The 17,466-nt window shown below is 73.6% G+C and carries 11 protein-coding genes and 11 pseudogenes; 9 read left to right on the top strand and 13 right to left on the bottom strand.

The genetic code is table 11. The features are described 5' to 3' along the window. The 4 genes and pseudogenes from ABD794_RS18030 to ABD794_RS18015 all read right to left on the bottom strand — a co-directional run. Positions 1-422: pseudogene (locus ABD794_RS18030) on the bottom strand (SpoIIE family protein phosphatase); the annotation flags it as partial. A 117-nt stretch (positions 423-539) separates the two neighbouring features. Next, positions 540-1,461: pseudogene (locus tag ABD794_RS18025) on the bottom strand (cyclase family protein). 192 nt (positions 1,462-1,653) lie between these two features. Next, positions 1,654-1,959: pseudogene (locus tag ABD794_RS18020) on the bottom strand (alpha/beta hydrolase); the annotation flags it as partial. Further along, positions 1,943-2,992: an alpha/beta fold hydrolase gene (locus ABD794_RS18015; RefSeq protein ID WP_344964594.1), complete on the bottom strand. Its 1,050-nt coding sequence runs from the start codon at positions 2,990-2,992 to the stop codon at positions 1,943-1,945. The gene ABD794_RS18015 and the pseudogene ABD794_RS18020, both read right to left, overlap by 17 nt. A gap of 231 nt (positions 2,993-3,223) precedes the next feature. Between ABD794_RS18015 and ABD794_RS18010 the strand changes: the two genes are divergently transcribed. Together ABD794_RS18010 and ABD794_RS18005 are read left to right on the top strand one after the other, a co-directional pair. Further along, positions 3,224-3,745, top strand: coding sequence for a GNAT family N-acetyltransferase (locus ABD794_RS18010; protein WP_344964592.1), 522 nt, complete (start codon positions 3,224-3,226; stop codon positions 3,743-3,745). A 63-nt stretch (positions 3,746-3,808) separates the two neighbouring features. Next, entirely contained in the window at positions 3,809-4,663 is an 855-nt protein-coding gene (locus tag ABD794_RS18005) for a YwqG family protein (RefSeq protein ID WP_344964590.1), read from the top strand. 16 nt (positions 4,664-4,679) lie between these two features. On the opposite strand, the gene ABD794_RS18000 is transcribed toward ABD794_RS18005, so the two are convergent. Both ABD794_RS18000 and ABD794_RS17995 read right to left on the bottom strand, forming a co-directional pair. Beyond that, positions 4,680-5,408, bottom strand: coding sequence for a carboxylesterase family protein (locus ABD794_RS18000; RefSeq protein ID WP_344964587.1), 729 nt, complete (start codon positions 5,406-5,408; stop codon positions 4,680-4,682). A gap of 121 nt (positions 5,409-5,529) precedes the next feature. Continuing rightward, a pseudogene (locus ABD794_RS17995) lies at positions 5,530-6,129 on the bottom strand (carboxylesterase family protein); the annotation flags it as partial. Between the two features lie 87 nt (positions 6,130-6,216). Between ABD794_RS17995 and ABD794_RS17990 the strand changes: the two are divergent. The 4 genes and pseudogenes from ABD794_RS17990 (at position 6,217) to ABD794_RS17975 (ending at position 11,811) form a co-directional block, all read left to right on the top strand. Then, a complete protein-coding gene (locus ABD794_RS17990) occupies positions 6,217-6,825 on the top strand; it encodes a TetR/AcrR family transcriptional regulator (RefSeq protein ID WP_344964586.1) in 609 nt (202 codons plus the stop codon). 212 nt (positions 6,826-7,037) lie between these two features. Beyond that, a pseudogene (locus ABD794_RS17985) lies at positions 7,038-7,316 on the top strand (effector-associated constant component EACC1); the annotation flags it as partial. After that, positions 7,313-8,359, top strand: a pseudogene (locus ABD794_RS17980) (caspase, EACC1-associated type); the annotation flags it as partial. The pseudogenes ABD794_RS17985 and ABD794_RS17980, both read left to right, overlap by 4 nt. Then, entirely contained in the window at positions 8,308-11,811 is a 3,504-nt protein-coding gene (locus ABD794_RS17975; protein WP_344964597.1) for an nSTAND1 domain-containing NTPase, read from the top strand. The pseudogene ABD794_RS17980 and the gene ABD794_RS17975, both read left to right, overlap by 52 nt. 83 nt (positions 11,812-11,894) lie before the next feature. Here the strand turns inward: ABD794_RS17975 and ABD794_RS17970 are convergent, their stop codons facing one another. Then, positions 11,895-12,173, bottom strand: a complete 279-nt coding sequence (locus ABD794_RS17970; RefSeq protein WP_344964584.1) for a DUF1540 domain-containing protein — start codon at positions 12,171-12,173, stop codon at positions 11,895-11,897. A 238-nt stretch (positions 12,174-12,411) separates the two neighbouring features. Between ABD794_RS17970 and ABD794_RS17965 the strand changes: the two genes are divergently transcribed. Continuing rightward, complete coding sequence (locus ABD794_RS17965; RefSeq protein WP_344964582.1) at positions 12,412-13,092, top strand: MBL fold metallo-hydrolase; 681 nt, start codon at positions 12,412-12,414, stop codon at positions 13,090-13,092. Between the two features lie 75 nt (positions 13,093-13,167). Here the strand turns inward: ABD794_RS17965 and rpsR are convergent, their stop codons facing one another. The 4 genes and pseudogenes from rpsR to rpmG form a co-directional block, all read right to left on the bottom strand. Next, a complete protein-coding gene (gene rpsR, locus ABD794_RS17960; protein WP_344964580.1) occupies positions 13,168-13,404 on the bottom strand; it encodes a 30S ribosomal protein S18 in 237 nt (78 codons plus the stop codon). 28 nt (positions 13,405-13,432) lie between these two features. Further along, entirely contained in the window at positions 13,433-14,584 is a 1,152-nt protein-coding gene (locus ABD794_RS17955; RefSeq protein WP_344964577.1) for a CobW family GTP-binding protein, read from the bottom strand. Continuing rightward, positions 14,581-14,837: pseudogene (locus tag ABD794_RS17950) on the bottom strand (type B 50S ribosomal protein L31). Before ABD794_RS17950 ends, ABD794_RS17955 begins: the two are co-directional and overlap by 4 nt. A 64-nt stretch (positions 14,838-14,901) precedes the next feature. Continuing rightward, positions 14,902-15,067 (bottom strand): annotated as a pseudogene (rpmG, locus tag ABD794_RS17945) (50S ribosomal protein L33). Between the two features lie 80 nt (positions 15,068-15,147). Between rpmG and rpmB the strand changes: the two are divergent. Next, positions 15,148-15,384, top strand: coding sequence for a 50S ribosomal protein L28 (gene rpmB / locus ABD794_RS17940; protein WP_344964575.1), 237 nt, complete (start codon positions 15,148-15,150; stop codon positions 15,382-15,384). Continuing rightward, a pseudogene (gene rpsN, locus ABD794_RS17935) lies at positions 15,384-15,682 on the top strand (30S ribosomal protein S14); the annotation flags it as partial. The gene rpmB and the pseudogene rpsN, both read left to right, overlap by 1 nt. A 178-nt stretch (positions 15,683-15,860) precedes the next feature. Here the strand turns inward: rpsN and ABD794_RS17930 are convergent. Continuing rightward, a pseudogene (locus ABD794_RS17930) lies at positions 15,861-16,301 on the bottom strand (PP2C family protein-serine/threonine phosphatase); the annotation flags it as partial. Between the two features lie 734 nt (positions 16,302-17,035). After that, a pseudogene (locus ABD794_RS17925) lies at positions 17,036-17,466 on the bottom strand (MFS transporter); the annotation flags it as partial.

Genomic DNA, 17,466 nt, shown 5'->3' with positions numbered 1-17,466 from the left:
CCGTAGACGTTGACCAGCCGCCGCTCGGCCAGGGCCAGGCCGATGCCGTTGGTGCCGCCGAACCGCTCGGCGAAGACGAAACCCGGGACGCTCTGGATGGGGTCCAGCCGCCGGGCCGACACGGGGTCGCCGAACCGGCGTTGGAGCACCGCGCCCCGGCCGTCGGCCAGGGCGACGTTCATGGTGACGCCCGCGAACCGGGCCTCCAGCCGATCCATCACGGGCGCGGCGGCATGCATGAGGCGGCCGTCGAGGTCCAGGTCCTCGGTGTAGGGGAGCTCGCACCCGTCGGGGGTGAGCCCCAGCGACCGGCTGCGCTCCCACGAGCTCAGGATCGGGTTGCGCACCCCGTCGACCGTCTCGCCGAGGAGGAAGTGCTCCCGGGCGAGTACGGGGCCGCCCTCGTCCGCCACGAGCCCCATCCGGATCACTTCCCGCACGTCGGAGCCGCTGCACTGATGTCCCAGTCTAGAACTCCGGCCAGGCGGCGGCAGTGGCTGCGGAGGGTGGCCGACGGGCACGGAAGGTGACAGCGGGACTCACAGCACGGCGATCGGATTGACCGGCGAGCCCGTCCCGCCCGGAACGTTCAGCGGCGCCACGACCAGCAGGAACGCGTAACGCCCCGCCTCGGCGCAGGCGGCCGAGAGCGCCTCCAGATCGAGGTTGTCCAGCAGCGGAACGCCCATCGCGGCGACGGCCAGCGCATGGACGGGGGAGTGCAGGCCCTCGACCGGCGAGGGACGCAGATCGCTGTCGCCGTCGCCCCCGAGCAGCGCGACGCCGCGCTCGGCGAGCAGGGGCATGCTGCGCACGTGCAGGCCCGCGCTCGCGGCGGCGGGATCCCAGGCCCCGAGCTCCTGGCGGCGCCGGAAACGGCCGGTCCGCAGCAGCACCCGCGTCGCCCTCGCCGACCGTCACGCCGAGCGACTCCTCCGCGCCGGTCAGGTCCGCGGGGTGCACGGCCTGCCCCGGCTCCAGCCAGTCCGTTCCCCGCACGGCGGGCAGGTCGAGCAGCACGCCCCTGGTCACCAACGGGCCGAGCCCCGCGACGTCACCGAACCGGGCGCCTCCGGCACCGACGAGCTCCCGCGCCGTCCCGCCGTCGAAGAGCCGCCCCCGGTAGGCGACATGGGCCGGCGCGTCCAGGTGACTGACCGCCTTGCCGTGGTAGTCGGCGCCGATGAAGTCCTTGTGCGTCGAGGGTTCCGGAGGCTCGACGTCGCCGAGGTCGGACATGTAGTGCAGCGCGGGCCTGGCGTTGTCCGGACCGGAAACGGTGTCCCAGGGGCGGGCCATGGGGACGACGTTCCCGGTGCGGACCAGAGCGGTGGCCCGCAGGACGTGCTCGGGAGTGACCCGGTTCCAGGCACCCCGCCCCGCGTCCGCCCAACGGCCCCAGGCGCGGACCTGCCGGAAGAGCGCGTCGAACTCCTGCCGGGAGACGGGCCCGTTGCTCATCTTCTGCACCTGCCGTGTGGACCGTGTGGACAGTGGGGAACAGGCTGCCGGTCTCAATCGTCCTGGAACGGATCCCGGTGACCGCCACGGCACACGGTCCCGTCCGCCGGCCGCCTGCCCGTCAGGAGGTACGTGGCCACGTGGTTGACGCTGCACCGCGTCACCGCACCGTGGCCGAAGCCCCTCGTTGACGACGAGCCGCGCCCCCGGCCCCATCGCGGCCCGCATCGCCTGCGCCCAGGCCAGCGGAGTGGCGTTGTCCCAGCGCTCGTTGACGATCAGCGGATGCGCGGGGCCCCGGTTCCACGGGCCGGTGTACTTGTAGCCGCGCGGCTGACGGGACGGCCACCCCGCGCACACGGCGTTGTCCAGGACGCGGAACGCCCCGAAAACCCTGCTGTCGCGCTCCGCGCCGCGGACCTGCCGGAGCCACCAGCCGGGATCGGCGGGCGCGGCCGGGAAGTCCAGACACAGCGTGGCGTTACGGCTGTCGTACATGTTGAACGAGTAGCCGTCCGAGTCGCGGCGGTACGGAGCGGGGAGCCCCCAGGACGGCAGCCCGATCTCCGTCTCGGGGAGCGCCTGCACCTGACGGTAGGGCCGGTGCTCGAACACCGCGCCGTACATCGCCTGCAGGTCCTTGGCCGCCTCCCGCGCCGTGGTCCCCGGGGTGGAGACCACCAGCGAGTCGTGCACGAGACGACGCCAGGTGATGCGCACATCGGGCACCTGGGCGCCGGCGGGGCGCAGCCGGCCGACCAGGCGGTCGAACTTGCGGTTCGCACTCCCGGCGAAGGCGCAGTCGCCGGGGCGGGCGTCGCAGGCCTTCAGCGCCGCCCGGAGGGTGCGTTCGCCCCTCCACGGTGTCGCTGTGCATGAAGGCCGGCAGGTCGTTGAGCCACAGGCGCGAGTCGACCACGCCGTGCAGGACCATCCGCCCCGTGCTGCCGGGGAAGCGGTTGGCGTAGACGGCGCCGATCACCGTCCCGTAGGAGAAGCCGATGTAGTCGAGCCTCGGCCGGCCCAGGGCCTGCCGCAGCCGGTCGAGGTCGTGGACGGTGTCCATCGTGGACATGTTGGCCACCAGCGCCGCGGCGTTGGCCCGGCAGAGCCGGGCCGCCTCCTGATCGGTACGGACCTTCTCCCGTACGCCCTTGTCGGTACGGGTGTCCGACTGGTGGGTGTAGAGCTCCTCCATCCGCTCCTCGGATCCGCAGCGCAGCGACGGCCTGCTGTGCCCCACACCGCGCGGATCCCAGGTCACGAGGTCGTAGCGCTCGGCGGCCCTGCCCACGACGGCCTGGAAGAGCCCGGTGAAGCCCAGGCCGTCGGCGCCGGGGCCGCCGGGATTGCCGAAGAGGACGCCCAGCCGCTTGCCGGGCCCGCGGGCCGGGCGGCGGGCCAGCGCGAGCCGGACGGTCTGCCGGCTCCCGGCCCCGGCGGCGTACGAGAGCGGGACCTCCAGGGTCCCGCACTGCCAGCCCGCCGGGACGGCGCCCTCGGACAGCGAGGGGCACGACCCCCACGCCACGGAGGGGACCCTGCCGGCCGTCGGCGGCCGGTGCTCGCGCGCCGCCGCGGGAGACAGCCACGCGGCGAGCGTCAGCGGAAGGACCAAGGACGAAATCACCGAAAGCCGTCTCACGCGCCACTCCCTCGAAGATGATCGGATCCGACATAAACACATGGAACGGAAAAGTCGTCGATCTTCGATGCGTCGACCAGGTGAATGCGCCGGCGGCGGCTGTGGTTCCCTTCCGCCATGGCCACGATCAACGAGAGCTCGGTACGCCCCAGGACGGAAGGCGACCTCGAGGACTGCGCACGGATCCTCGGCGAGGTCCACCGGCGGGACGGATACCCCGTCAACTGGCCAGCGCGGCCCGGCGCCTGGATCTCGGAGGCCGCCGGGCTGGGGGCGTGGGTCGCCGAACGCGAAGGCCGTGTCGTCGGCCACGTCGCCCTGGCCCCGGGCAGTGAGGGAGACCTGGCCCCCGGAGTCTGGAGCGAGCGGAGCGGGACGGGGCGGGAGCTGACCGCCGTGGTCGCCCGGCTGTTCGTCTCCCCGCGGGCCAGGGGACGAGGGATCGGCGCGCTGCTCGTCGGCCGGGCCGTCCGGGAAGCGCGGAGCCGGGGCCTCCAGCCGGTGCTCGACGTCGTGGCGTCCGACGCCGCCGCGGCGGCGCTGTACGAGCGGCTGGGGTGGGAGCTGATGGCCACGGTCGAGCAATGGTGGGGCCCGCGGCGGACGGTGACCGTCCGCTGTTACGCGGCGGCCTCCTGAGTCCGGCCCGGAGGCCACGCTGCTGACGGCTCGTTGTCAGTGGGTGCGTGCATCATCGTTCCCATGACACAGAGCATCACCGACGCCCTGCACGCGCTCGCCCACCAGCACCTGCCCGAGGACATCGCCGAGCGCTGGATCGGGCTGCTGCGGCCGGGGCTGCGCCTGGAGAAGGTCACGGGCACGGGGACGGATCCGGTCGTCGGCCGGCTCGGCGGCCTCCCCGAGCTGCCGGAGGACGAGGAGTGGCCGGTGTGGGAGGGGCACGGCCCGCTCTCCTTCATCGCCTCGTTCGACTGCGCCGCGCTCCCCTCCGCCGCCCTCGACATCTCCCTGCCGGCGGACGGCACGCTGGCCTTCTTCTACTTCGACGGGCAACTGGACGGCGGCGTCGAGGTCGTCGCGCCCGACGAACCGGACAGCTGGGCGGGCGCGCGCGTGCTCTACGTCCCGGCGGGCGTCGACGTCGTCGAACGGGAGGCGCCGGAGGGGATCCGGCCGTACCCCGGGATACCGCTGACGGCACGCCCGGAGACGACCGCGCCGTACCTCTGGCACCCCGTCGTCTACCGGGAGTTCGGGCCGATGCCCGACGACCACCCGGTGTGGAGCGAGGACTTCCAGGATGCCCTGTGGGACCACGCCGAGGGCACGGAGCACCGCGTCGGCGGCCACGCGGACCCCGTGCAGGACGAGGTGGAGGCCGAGGTCGCCCGCGGCGCCCTGGGCAACCCGCCCTGGGACGACCCCCGCATCCAGGAGGAAGCCCTCGACTGGACGCTGCTGGCCCAGTTCGACTCGGACGACGACGCCGACATGATGTGGGGCGACTGCGGCGTCCTCTACTGGCTCATACGTCCGGAAGACCTGGCCGAACGGCGCTTCGACCGGGCGATGTTCACGTGGCAGTGCGGCTGACGGAGACGGTGTCGGATCACACGAGGTCGAACGGGGCCGGGGGCCGGCCTTCCCAGATCCGGCGGGAGTCGCGTTCGGGGTAGGCCGCCGTCCTCGGATCGGCGTCCAGGACGCGGGTGAGCCGGTGGTCCGGGCGGTAGGCGGCCCAGCCCGGGTCGCCGTCCGTGATGAAGCGGACCCACGCCCCCTGGAGTTCCCGTGACACCGCGACGGCCTCGGGCGCGGGCGGGTCGCCGAGGAGCTGCTTGCCGATGGGGCTGTCCGGCGTGCCGAACGCCAGGGGGACGTCGAGGCTGTGGCAGGCGCCCAGGACCCCGTCGAGGGCCAGCTCGAAGAGGTACGACGTGCCGCCCGCCGTGGCGTTCGCCTCGGCCAGCAGCAGCGAGGGCATCCGGAAGAGGGCGTCCGAGTACACCGTCTCCAGCAGTTCCTCGGGAGTGGCCCCCGGGTGGGCGGCACGGTAGGCGTCCGCACCGTCCGGCACGGGGGCGAAAACCTCCAGGGCGGTACGGGCGTCCTCCTCGGTGAACGTGCCCCGCCGTCCGGTCATGGCGCTGAAGAGCCGGAATTCGTCGCGGGTATGGCCCGCGAGGAGCTCGATCCCGTTCGCCCGGCCCCGGGTCAGCGCGGTCCAGGGCGTCCCGGTGAGGATCTCGCCGTCGACGACGGGACACATGGCGATACCGGCATGGGTGAGCCGTCCCCACACCTCGCGGTGGGCGGGGAGGTCGGCACAGAGCCTCATCAGCTCCTCGGTCAGGCGCTGGGGGGGTGACCCCGGCGAGGGCCGCGGCGGTGGGCGTCGTGCCGAGCCGGTCCGCCAGCTCCGCGGCGACCTGTCCGGCGAGCGCGGGCGTGCAGTGCAGGCCCGGCACCGAGTGGGTGATGGCGCGCCGGAACAGACCGCGCGCCCGCTCCATCGTCAGCAGGGCGGCGATCGACCCCGCCCCGGAGGACTCCCCGGCCACGGTGACCCGGCCGGGGTCCCCGCCGAAGGAGGCGATGTTCCGCCGCACCCAGTGCAACGCCGCGATCTGGTCCAGGAATCCGCGGTTGGGCGGGGCGCCTTCGAGGAGGGCGAAACCCTCGGCACCCGCGCGGTAGTTGATGCTGACCACGACGAGTCCGGCCGCGGCCGTCGTCGCCGGGTCGTACATCGGATCGCTCGCGTCCGCCGTCATATAGCCGCCCCCGGGTATCCACACCAGTACGGGCAGCCCCGCCGCCCCCGGATCCGGGGTGCAGACGTTGACGGTCAGCCAGTCCCCGTCCCCCTCCGGGACCGCGGGGCCGAATTCCACGGCCTGCCTCGTCCCTTCCCAGGGGCGGGTCGGGACGGGGGCGGCGAAGCGGAGCGCTCCCACCGGCGGTTCGGCATAGGGGATACCGCGGAAGACTGCCTGCCCCAGACGCCACCGCCCCTCGACAACGCCCTCCGCAGTACGCACCCTTGGCTGTTCGAGCATGTCGCTTCCTTCCTCCGCAGGAGCTCCCAGCTTTATTGGCCAGTTGTAATATGTCAACCGTAATGAAAAGGCAGTCAGGAGAAGCCGATGCCCAAGCAGGTGGACCACCGCGAACGCCGCGAAGCGATCGCCCGAGCGCTGTGGCGGGTGGTGGAGCAGCGCGGCGTCAGGCATCTGACGGTCCGTGAAGTCGCACGGGAAGCAGGCTTCTCCCATGGGCATGTGCAGCACTACTTCGCCTCCCGGGAGGAAATGCTCTCCTTCGCCATGGACTTCGCGTCCGAACAGACCGCACTGCGCGTCGCCCAAGGGCTGCGGGAGCTCGGCGACGCACCGCACCCCCGCGCCGTACTCCGGCTCATGCTCACCGAGATGCTCCCCCTGCACACCGACGCCCGCGCGACCAGCCGCATGACCGCCGCGTACGTCCTGGAGGCCCTGCACGACAAGGAGATCCACGCCCGGGCGCGCGACAGCCTCGCCCAAGGGCACGGCCTCGTGGAGAAGTTGGTCCGCCAGGCCATCGCGGACGGCCACATCGACCCCGGCCGCGACCCGGTGACCGAGACGAACCTGCTCCTCGCCCTCACCGGCTTCACCACGTTCCTCGAACTGGACGTGATCGAGCCCCGGGACGTGCTCACCGCCGTCGACGCCTACCTGGACAGGCTGTTCACCCGATCCGACGAGGGGTGAGGGCCCTGGACCGGACCCGGCGGCACGCCCCGGCAAATCCGCCCGCGGAAAGCACTCCCGACCGCCCCGTCCCTTAACTACCATCCCAGCCATGCAGGCCACCATCACCGTGGAAAGCGTGAACGGCCCCGCGGGGCCGGACGAATTGAGACGCTGGCTCGGCGGGCAGCCCGGACTGCGCGGCCGCGTCAGCAGACGGACGGGCGCGCCGGTCCCGGGGGGCCATGGGCGCCGCCGGGGACGCGGTGCTCGCCGTGCTCGAACCGGGCGGCGTCGCCGCCGCGTTCGCCGGCGCCGTCGTCGCCTGGGTCCGCACGCGCCGCGGCAGTCAGACGGTGACCGTCACACGGCCCGACGGCACCCGGTTCACCCTCAGCACCACCCACGTCAAGGGACTCGACGCGCAACAGGCGGCCGAGCTGGCCCGGAAGCTGGCCGCCACCCTGGAGAGCGGCGACGGCGGCGGCAGCGGCGACGCCACACGCCCGTGACCGGCCTGGCCGCCCCCGGCACCCGCGCCGTCCTCGTCGGCACCGGCCGGCACGCCCCCGGGTCAACCCTCCCCGACCTGCCCGGAGTCGGCGCCACCCTCGACGACCTGGCCCGCGCCCTGCACGAGACGTGCGGGATGCCCAAGGACCACATCCACCGCGTCCCGGCCGACGCCACCGCCCCCCAGGTGCTCGATGCCGTCGAGCAGGCGGTCGGCGAGGCCACCGGCACCGTGCTCTTCTGCTACACCGGCCACGGCCTGCTCGGCCCGGACGACGAGCTCTACCTCGCCACGCACGGCACCCCGTCCGAGGACAGAATCGCCCAGGGCGTCCCGTACCACGCGCTCAAGGGGCTCCTCGGCCGCGTCGTCGGCGGCAGCGTCGTGATCCTCGACTGCTGCTTCTCCGGCCGCGCCACCGCCCCCGGCCGGGACGGCCCGGCCGCCGTCCTCGACTCGGCCCTCCCCGACGGAAGCTTCCTGCTCACCTCCGCCTCCGACTTCGCCCTGTCCTACGCGCCCGAGGGGGAGCGGCACACCCTCTTCGGCGGCCGGCTGCTGCGCCTGCTGGCGGAGGGCGACCCGTCGGGGCCGCCCCGGCTCACGCTGGACGACGTCCACGCCTTCCTCGACCGGTCGTTCCGGGACGGGCCCGTGCGCCCGCACCGCCACAGCGCCGGCAACCTGGACAAGCTGGTCGTCGCCCCCAACCACGCGTACCGCCCGCAGCGGCCGCCGGACGCGCTGCCGCCGGCCGCCGGCCGGTGCCCGTACCCCGGCATGGAACCCTTCCGGGCCGGGGACCGGGACCACTTCCACGGCCGCAAGGAGATCACCGGCCGTCTGCTGGACGCCGTCTGCGACCCCGACGCCGACGGACACCCACTCGTTCTCGTCGGCGCCTCCGGAGCGGGCAAGTCCTCCCTCCTGCGCGCCGGTCTGATCGCCGGACTGGACGGCCGGCGCGCAGAGGGGCACGCCGGGACGCCCTGGCCCGCCGTCCTGCTCCCGGCCGTCGGCCCGCACCCGCTGCGGGCGCTCGCCGAGCGCTGGGCCCCGCGCCACGGGGCGCCCGGCGGACGAGGTCCACCGGGCACTGGCCGCGGGGGGACGGACTCCCCGCGCCCAGCCCCGGGTTACCGGCCGTCCGGCTGCTGGTCGTCGACCAGTTCGAGGAAACCTTCACCCGCTGCACGGACCCGGAGGAGCGCGCCCGCTTCGTCCAGCTGTTGTGCGCCGGCGACGGCGGTCCGCGCGTCGTCCTCGGACTGCGCGCCGACCACTACGGCAGCTGCCTGGCCCACCCCGAACTCGTACAGGCCCTGGAACACCGGCAGTTCACCGTCCCGCCCATGGACGCCAAGGCCCTGCGGGACGCCGTGGAAGAGCCGGCCCGAGAAGCCGGGCTCGTCCTGGAGGCCGGTCTCACCGACCGCCTCCTCGCCGATCTGGAGGAGGACGCCGACCTCGGGGAGGACGCCGACGCGTCGGACGACGTCACCGCCCTGCCCTTCCTCGCACACGCCCTGCGCGAGACCTGGCTGCGCCGCTCGGGCGCCGCCCTCACCCTCGCCGGCTACCAGGCGACCGGCGGCATCCGGAAGTCCGTCGCCATGGCCACCGAGGCCCTCTACCAGGAACTGGACGGACCAGGGCGGTCGGCGCTGCGGGAACTGCTCCTGCGCATGGTGCACTTGACCGCCAGGGCCGAGGCCGTCCGCCGCCGCCTCGACCTCCCCGCGCTGCTCGCCGACCGCCCGGAGGAGGACCGCCGGCGGATCGGCGCCGTGTGGGAGCGCCTCGCCGCCGCCCGGCTGGTCACCGTCGACCAGGGCGGCGCCCAGATCTCCCACGAGGCGCTCCTGCGTGCCTGGCTCCGGCTGCGCTCCTGGATCCGCGAGGCGCGGGCCGAACTCCTCGCCCACCAGCAGCTCTCCGAAGCGGCGGCGGCCTGGGAGGAACACGGCCGGGACCCCGGCTACCTGTATACGGGGAGCCGCCTGGCGGCCGTCCGGCCGCTGCTGACGGCCCCCGGCATGACGCTGACCACCGGGGAACGGGCCTTCGCCGAGGCCGGGTTGCGGTCGGCGCGGCGCGCGCGGCTGCGTCGTACCGTCGTCGCCTCGGTGTCCGGCTGCCTGGCGCTGCTGCTGACGGCCGTCGGTACGTTCGCCCTGTCCGAGCGCTCGCGCTCGCAGGAGAGAGCCGCGGAGCTGGCCTCGAAGCGGATCGCCGCGCAGGCGGAGGCCCTGCGTTCGCGGGACCCCGCGGCCGCGCTCGATCTGAGCCTGGCGGCCTACCGGGCGGCGGCGACGGCCGAGGCCCGGACGAGCCTGCTGCGGAGTGCGATGACACCGGTCTCGCTGACTCTGACGGGACACAAGGACCGCGTGCTGAACCTGGCGTTGCACAAGTCCGGGAGGGTGATGGCGAGTTCGTCGAAGGACGGGACGGTGCGCCTGTGGGACATCGGCGACCCCTACCGGCCCGCCCCGGGAGCCGTGCTGAGGACCGGGAAGGGCGTCGCACTCGCCTGGCGGCCCGACGGCCGTTACCTCGTCGCCACCAGCGCGGACACGTTCTTCGTCTGGGACACGTCGGATCCGTTCCGCCCTCGGGAAGTCGCGCGGGCCGCGGGCGGCGGTCAGGGGATCCACGGGGTCGCCTTCAGCCCGGACGGCCGGACCGTGGCGGTCGCGTCGGCGCGAGGACGCGTACGGCTGTGGAACATGGGCGACCCCGCCCGCCCGGTGTCCACCATGTTCCGCGTCCAATCCGACCAGGACGTCCGCGCCGTGGCCTACCGGCCCGACGGCAAGGTGCTGGCCACGGGGCTCGACGACGGCACCGTCCAGCTGTGGGAGCCCGGACGGACGGGCGAATTCGAGCAACTGGCCACCACGAAGGGCGAACCGGTGGGATCCCTGGCCTTCCGGCCAGACGGGCGCAGGCTCGCGGCGGGGGCCTTGCGATTCGTCAGGTTCTGGGACACGGAGGACCCGAGGCACCCCCGCGGCCTGCCCAACGGTCTGGGATCCCTGCAACCCCAGTACGTGGCGGTGGCCTTCAGCGCCGACGGACAGCACATCGCCGCGGCGAGCACGGCCGAACGAGAGGTCCAGACCTTCGACTTGGACGACAAGCACGGACGTGCCGACCAGGGAAGCCGTCTGCCGATCGGCGAACCGGCCTGGTCCGTCACCTACTTACCGGGCGGCAGAGGCCTGGCGGTGGGGGACGAGACCGGGCGGATCCTCCTGAACCTGCCTCCGCCGCGCTCGCTTCCGGGGTCGGTCACGGACCGCACCATGGGCGAGACGGGCTCCGCGACCGACGAGTCCGGGCGACACCTGATCACCGACGGCTACCGGGAGAACAGCCCGCCGGTCCGCGTCTGGGACATCGGCGCCCCGGGGCGCGTCCCGCGCCGCATCGCCGAACTGTCCCGGGAGTGGGAGCAGGCCCGGTTCTTCCCCGGCGGGCTCGTCGTGAGCTGGAACACGGGCAGGACCCGGCTGAAGCTGTGGCGCCTGGACGGGGACCGGCTGCGCCCGGCCCATGAGTTCCCACGGCCGGAGGAAGTCAAGAAAGACACCAACTGGACGGAATTCTCCGTCAACAGGGATGCGACCCTGCTCGCGCTCCGCGCTCCGGGCGACGACGCGATGAGGCTGTGGGACATACGCGACCGGGACCACCCGCGGCAACTCGGCCGGATGCCCTGGCCCCAGGGGGACGGCAGGGTCGTGGCCGGCTTCAGCGGGTCGAAGGGGCTGGTGGCGATGATGTCGAACTCGAGCACCCAGGTGTGGGACGTGCGCGACGCCCGCCATCCCCGCCCGGCGGGGAAGGCGAAGGGGAGGCCGTTCTCGACACTCGGCCACGACGGGCGCGTGGCGTTGCTCACCCAGGAGACGAAGCAGCCCACACGGACGTCCGAGCTGCGCTTGTGGACGGTGGACGACGACGGCACCCCGCACCGGTCCCGTTCGATCGGTGAGGACGTGGACTCAATAGCCGCCCTGTCCGGCCGCGCACTGCTCACGCTGTCCAAGGACGGCCGGCCCGCCGTATGGGACCTGCGCAAGCCGCAGCGGGGCGTTCCGCTCCCGGGCCCGGCTCCCCGTATGCGGTATGTCATGGTCTCCGAGGAGCGCCGGCTGGCCGTCGCCCGGAACTACGAGGGCGCTCTGGGCATTTGGCGCGTCTCCGAGCCGGACGGCGCGCGGCCGGGCGGGGACGACGAGCTGCTGGCGCTGTTCACCGACGGCGACATCGGGAAGGTCCACGAACTGGACGACGCCACGGGCGACCTCTTCGTCGAGACGGGCTTCGCCGGCCCCGTCGCGGCGCTGGGCGCCAGGACGATCGTGGTGAGCACGGACACCGACCGGCTGCGGGCGGGGCTGTGCGCGGTGCGTTCGACCCGTGTTCCGGAGGAGCGCTGGCGCGAGCTGCTGCCGGGGGTCGGACGGCGGGACGGGTGCGGGTGAGGGGTGCGGACGGCGGCGTCGCCCACGTGTGCGACCCCGCTCCCGGCGCGTGACCGCTGCCCACTCGCGCCCGCCGAGGGCCCCTACCGTGCCGTGAACGTCAGGCAGTCCGCCGCATCCCGCAGCGCGGCCACCGTGATCCCCGGCGCCTGGCACTCCAGGTCCTGGTTGTGCAGGCACCCCGCCATCTTGCACGCGCCGACCCGGCCGGTCGCGGCCGAGTCGCCGCCCTTCGTGGGGAACGTGAAGAACGTGTCGCACCGCGCGTGCGTCGCGTCCCCCACCGTGATGGCCAGGGCGTGGCACGCGCTGTCCTGGTTGTAGGCGCAGGCGTCCACCTCGCACACGGCCACTTGGGGCATGTCCACTGGGTTCTCCTCCGACGGGCTCGGCAACGGGCAACGGCGTCCGACGATGTGTTCCTCCCGCGACGCGCGGCGACACCGCGCGCACCGACGGTTCACCCGGAAGCCCCCGTTCGCCCGCGGCTCAATCCGCCCACGGCGCAAAGCGTGGGGAACGGCGGAAAGCCCTGTCTACCGTGGTCGCATGACGAAGTTGACGACGTTTCGGACGCGGCAAGTGACGCCGGACATTTGGATGTTGGAGTTCGCCGTCGGCCAGGCCTACGCCGTGCGCCTGCCGGACGGCTGGGCGCTGGTCGACACAGGCCTGGGCAACCCCGGCCAGGCGGAGGCGGTGCTCGACGCCCTGGCCGCCCTGCCGGGGCCCGGGGAGCTGCGGGAGATCGTGCTCACGCACTGCCACCTCGACCACCGGGGCAACGCCGCCGCACTCGCGGCGGCCACCGGCGCCCGGGTGCTGGCCGGCGCGGGCGACGCGGCGGTGATCCGGGGCGAGGCGCCCGAGGCGCCGCCCGTCCTGGAGGAGTGGGAGGTTCCGATCTTCGAGTCCGTCCAGGCGGTCCTCGCCGGCATGGACATACCGGCCCCGGTGCCGTGCCGGGTGGACCGGGAGCTGGTCGACGGCGATGTCCTGGACTGGGGGCAGGAGGTGCGGGTCGTGGGCGTACCGGGCCACACGCCCGGCAGCATCGCCCTCCATCTGCCCGCATCGCGCGTGCTGTTCACCGGTGACACCATCGCCAACCACCCGGAGGTGATCCTCGGCGTCTTCAACCTGGACCGGCCGCAGGCCGTGGCCTCCTTCCGGCGGCAGGCGGCGCTGGACGTGGACGTGGCGTGCTTCGGCCACGGCGCACCCCTCGTCGGCGGGGCGGGCAAGGCCCTGCGGGAAGCCGCGGAACGCCTGTCGGACTGAGGCGGCCGTCCGGCCCCGGGTCGCTGTGCGACCACCGCGAGAGCCCGCCACCGTCACCGGTGGCGGGCTCTCCGGCTACCGCCCGGTGTACGGCAGCAGCGCCATCTCCCGCGCGTTCTTGATCGCCGCGGCCAGCTGCCGCTGCTGCTGCGCCGTGACGCGGGTGACCCGGCGGCCGCGGATCTTGCCGCGGTCGGAGAGGAACTTCCGCAGCAGGTCGGTGTCCTTGTAGTCGATGTATGTGATCCCCGCCGCATCGAGGGGGTTGCGGCGCGGCCTGGACGGGGTGCGGGGGGTGTGCCGACGGGCCATGAGGGGTCCCTTCGTCTTCGTCGTGGTGTCAGTGAACGGGGTCGAGGAGCGGGTCGAAGGCGGCCGGGAACCGCTTCCACCCCTCGCGGCCGGACGCGTACTCCGCGTCGGTCAGCAGACAGGAGTCGAGCAGCCGCACCAGGCCGTCCCGGTCCAGTCCGGGGGATGTGAAGACCAGGTGCTGGCAGCAGTCGCCGTGCTCGGTGTCCCAGTCCAGCGCGACGGCGGCGCGGCGCACGGCCGGCACCATCTCCCAGGCCGCGTCCGGGAGCGCGGCGAGCCACGGGCCCGCGCTCTCCACGCACAGGGCGCCGCCCGCACAGTCCCAGCCGAGCAGCGCGTCGGGCCGGTCGGCGAGCCAGAACCGGCCGCGGCTGCGGGCGGCCGCGCAGCTCAGATCCTCCAGCGCCGCGTGCAGCCGTCCGGGGTGGAACGGGCGGCGGCGGTGCCACACCAGGGTGGCGACCCCCGCCTCGTCCGCCTCCTGGGGCAGGCGGGCGCAGGACGGGTGCTGAGCGGCGGCGGCCGCCGCGACGTCGAAGCCGGCGAGGGCCGCGGCCGCCAGTTCCCCGGAGCCGACGCGGATCCGGCGTGCGGTGGGGTGGAGCTGGGCGAGGAGCGCGCGGTCCTCGTCGTCGGCCTCCTCGCTGTCGACGAGCGCGAGCACCGGGGCGTACTCCAGTTGCCGCGCCCAGGTGTCCGCGACCGTGCGCCGGTCGGTGACGGCCGCCGCGAGACCGGCTTCGGCCAGGTCGTCCCCGTTGCCGAGGCAGGGGAGGACGAGCGCGGGGTCAACGGCCGTGATCACGGAGGTGAGTTCGAACGCGCCGGCGTGGGCCGCGACCACCTCGGCCATCGCCTTGGGCTCGACGGAGTCCCACAGCTCGACGACGGCCAGCCGGGCGGTGCCGCCGGCGGCCAGGCGTTCCAGCTCGGGGACGAGGTCCTCCCGCAGGGCGCAGCAGGCGCAGTCGTTGACCAACGGTGCCTCGCCGGAGTCGGCGACGCCGACCGCGCCGCGCACGGTGCGCAGGACCCGTCCCTCGGCGGCCGACGACAGGTCGTGGTGCAGCGCGACGCTCCCGGGCACCGTGCGCAGCAGCTCTTCCACCGCCGCCCGGCGGGCATCGGCGTGCAGGCCGCCCACGAGGGCGACGGGCAGCGCGGAGGGGTCCCTCATCGGCCGACCCTCCGCGGTCCGTAGCGCCGCTCGAAGCGCTCGACCCGGCCCGCGGTGTCCACGACCCGGGCGTTGCCCGTGTAGAAGGGGTGGCTCGCCGAGGAGATCTCGACGTCGACGACGGGGTACGTGTTGCCGTCCTCCCACTCCACGGTCTTGCCGCTGGTGGCGGTGGAGCGGGTGAGGAAGGCGAAGTCGGCGGCCTGTCGCGGAAGACGACGGGGCCGTACGGGGGGTGTATTCCGGGCTTCATCGCGGGTGTCCTTCTCCGGAGTCGGGTCAGGGGTCGGGGGGCCGGGGTCTGCTCGGCGCGGTGGTCAGCGTTCTTCGCGGTAGTCCACGTGCCGGCGTGCGACGGGGGTCGTACTTGCGCAGGGTCAGTCGGTCCGGGTCGTTACGGCGGTTCTTGCGGGTGACGTAGACGTGGCCCGTACCCGCGGTGGAGCGGAGCTTGACGACCGGGCGCAGTTCGTTGCGTGCCATGGGCGCTACTATACGGCAATGGAATCATTTCCATTTACGCCCTCCGTGTGGGAGGGCTCCGAAGAGAGGCAGGTAACACCTTGTCCGCCCACTGCCAACTGACCGGCGCCCGGCCGGGCTTCGGCAACACCATCTCCCACTCGCACCGGCGCACCTCCCGCCGCTTCGACCCCAACGTCCAGCGCAAGCGCTACTGGCTGCCGAGCGAGGGCCGGTACGTCCGGCTGACGCTGAGCGCCCGGGCGATCAAGACCGTCGACGTCATCGGCGTCGAGGCGGCCGTGGCCCGCATCCGGGCCCGGGGGGCGAGGGTCTGATGGCGAAGAAGAGCAAGATCGCGAAGAACGAGAAGCGCCGGGAGTCGTCGCGCGCCACGCGGCGCGCCGCGCCGAACTCAAGGAGATCATCCGCAGGCCGTCCACTCCGGAGGAGGAACGCGCCGCCGCCGTAAGGGAGTTGCGTCGACAGCCGCGCGACGCCAGCGCGACGCGGGTACGCAACCGCGACGCCGTCGACGGCCGCCCGCGCGGCTACCTCCGGCGTTTCGGGCTGTCCCGGATCCGGCTGCGGGAGCAGGCTCATGCCGGGACGCTGCCGGGGGTGACGAAGTCCTCTGGTGAGAGGCGGTGGCGCCGGCCGGGCGACCCCGGGGGCTCGCGCGGCGATCAGGCCGGATCCAGGGGTCCCGCGCGTGGCGCCCCGGGTGATGGCGAGCAGCGCCGTGTCGTGTGATGCGGCCGCCGGTGTGACGGTCGACGTCTGCCAGAAGCGTGTCCAGCAGTTCGTCCGGCCCGGAGAACTCCCGTCCGGTCAGGGCCGCTACGGGGTCGAAGAAAGCTCCCGTACGGTCCCTGGCCTCGGTGAGGCCGTCGGTGTACAGCAGGAGGGTCGCCTCCGGGGGGAGCGGCACGGTGTCGGCCGCGTCCTCGCGAGGGGCCAGCCCTCCCAGGCACAGCGGGAGGGCCGGTTCGGACGGTTCCAGGCTGCGGACCCGGCCCTGCCGCTCGTGCAGCAGCGGGGCCGGGTGGCCGCGATTGACCAGGCGCAGTTCCTCGCCGGAGGGCGGGATCTCGGCCAGGACGGCCGTGACGAAGTCCTCGGCCCGGGCGGGTCCCGCCGCTTCCCGGAGCAGTCCTCGTTCGAGCCTGGCCGCGATCCTGGTGAGCGTGGGTTCGTCCTCGGCCGCCTCCCGGAACACCCCGAGGACGATGTCCACCGCCTTGATCGTCTCCATGCCCTTGCCCCGGACGTCGCCGACCAGGCAGCGCATGCCGTACGGGGTGTCCTGCACGGCGTACAGGTCGCCCCCGATCTGCGCCTCCCTGACGGCTGCCTGATAGCGCACCGCGATACGCAGGGAACCGACGGAAGCCGGCGGCTGGGGGAGTACGGCGCGCTGTACGGCGAGGGTGATCTCGCGTGCGGACTGCAGGCGGACGTCCCGGTAGTGCATGAGCCGGTTCACGACGACGGCAATCGCCGAGACGGTCGCCACCGCTGCCAGCTCGCTGTACCCGCTGGAACCCCCCAGGTAGCCGAAGTGGGTGAGCATCGCGGCGTCGGCGGCGCAGGCGCCGAGGCCCGACAGGATCGTCACGCGCAGGGACAGCAGTGCGGCGGCGGTCATCGGTGCGGCGACGTAGAGGGCCTCCAGGCTGAACCGGGCGGGGGTGTAGAAGTCGATGAGGAGGCCTACGACCAGGAGGATGAGGGGCACGAGCCGCAGGTGGCGCAGGAACCAGGGCACCAGGGAGCGGCCCCTGTGCCCGGTGCCCTCACCTGCCGCTCCCGATGTCTCGTGCCGTACGCCTCGTCCCAGCATGGTCGGATCGGATCATGCTTGCCACTGTGGGCTGCCGTATGGGTGCGGGGACGCTACCGTATGGCGGGGGGTCGGGGTGTCCAGAGCGGAGTCGGCGGGCGGGGGAGTGGCGGCTACGCCGTTGAGTTTGCCCCGGACCCGCCCTTTCACCGTTTCCCGGGGAGACCCCGGACCCCATTCGCCCTTCGGGTGAAGTCCTCAGACGCCGGACGGGCTGATGGGGGCGGGCCAGGGGCAAAACCCCTACCCCGCGGACCCCCTCCGCGGCAGGAACACCCACACCACCACCGCCCCCGCAGCGTCACCCCGCCCGCGACCAGCGACGTGACCCGCATCGCGGACACGAACGCCTCCACCGCCCGCCCCGCCAGCGCCTCTCCGCCCGCCCCGCCCAGGCGGGCCGCGACCGTCAACGCCCCCTCCACCGACTCCTCCGCCACCGGCCGCAGCGCCGTCGGCAACGGCCGCACCGCGTCCTCGATGCGGTCCCGGTAGTGGGCGGACAGCAGGGAGCCCAGTACCGCGACCCCCAGCGCTCCGCCCACCTGGCGCAGGGAGTTGAGCATGGCGGCGCCCA

The sequence above is a fragment of the Streptomyces thioluteus genome, from assembly GCF_039535865.1.
Note: the sequence above shows the minus strand (reverse complement) of the source record. Positions and strands in the feature narration are given on the sequence as shown.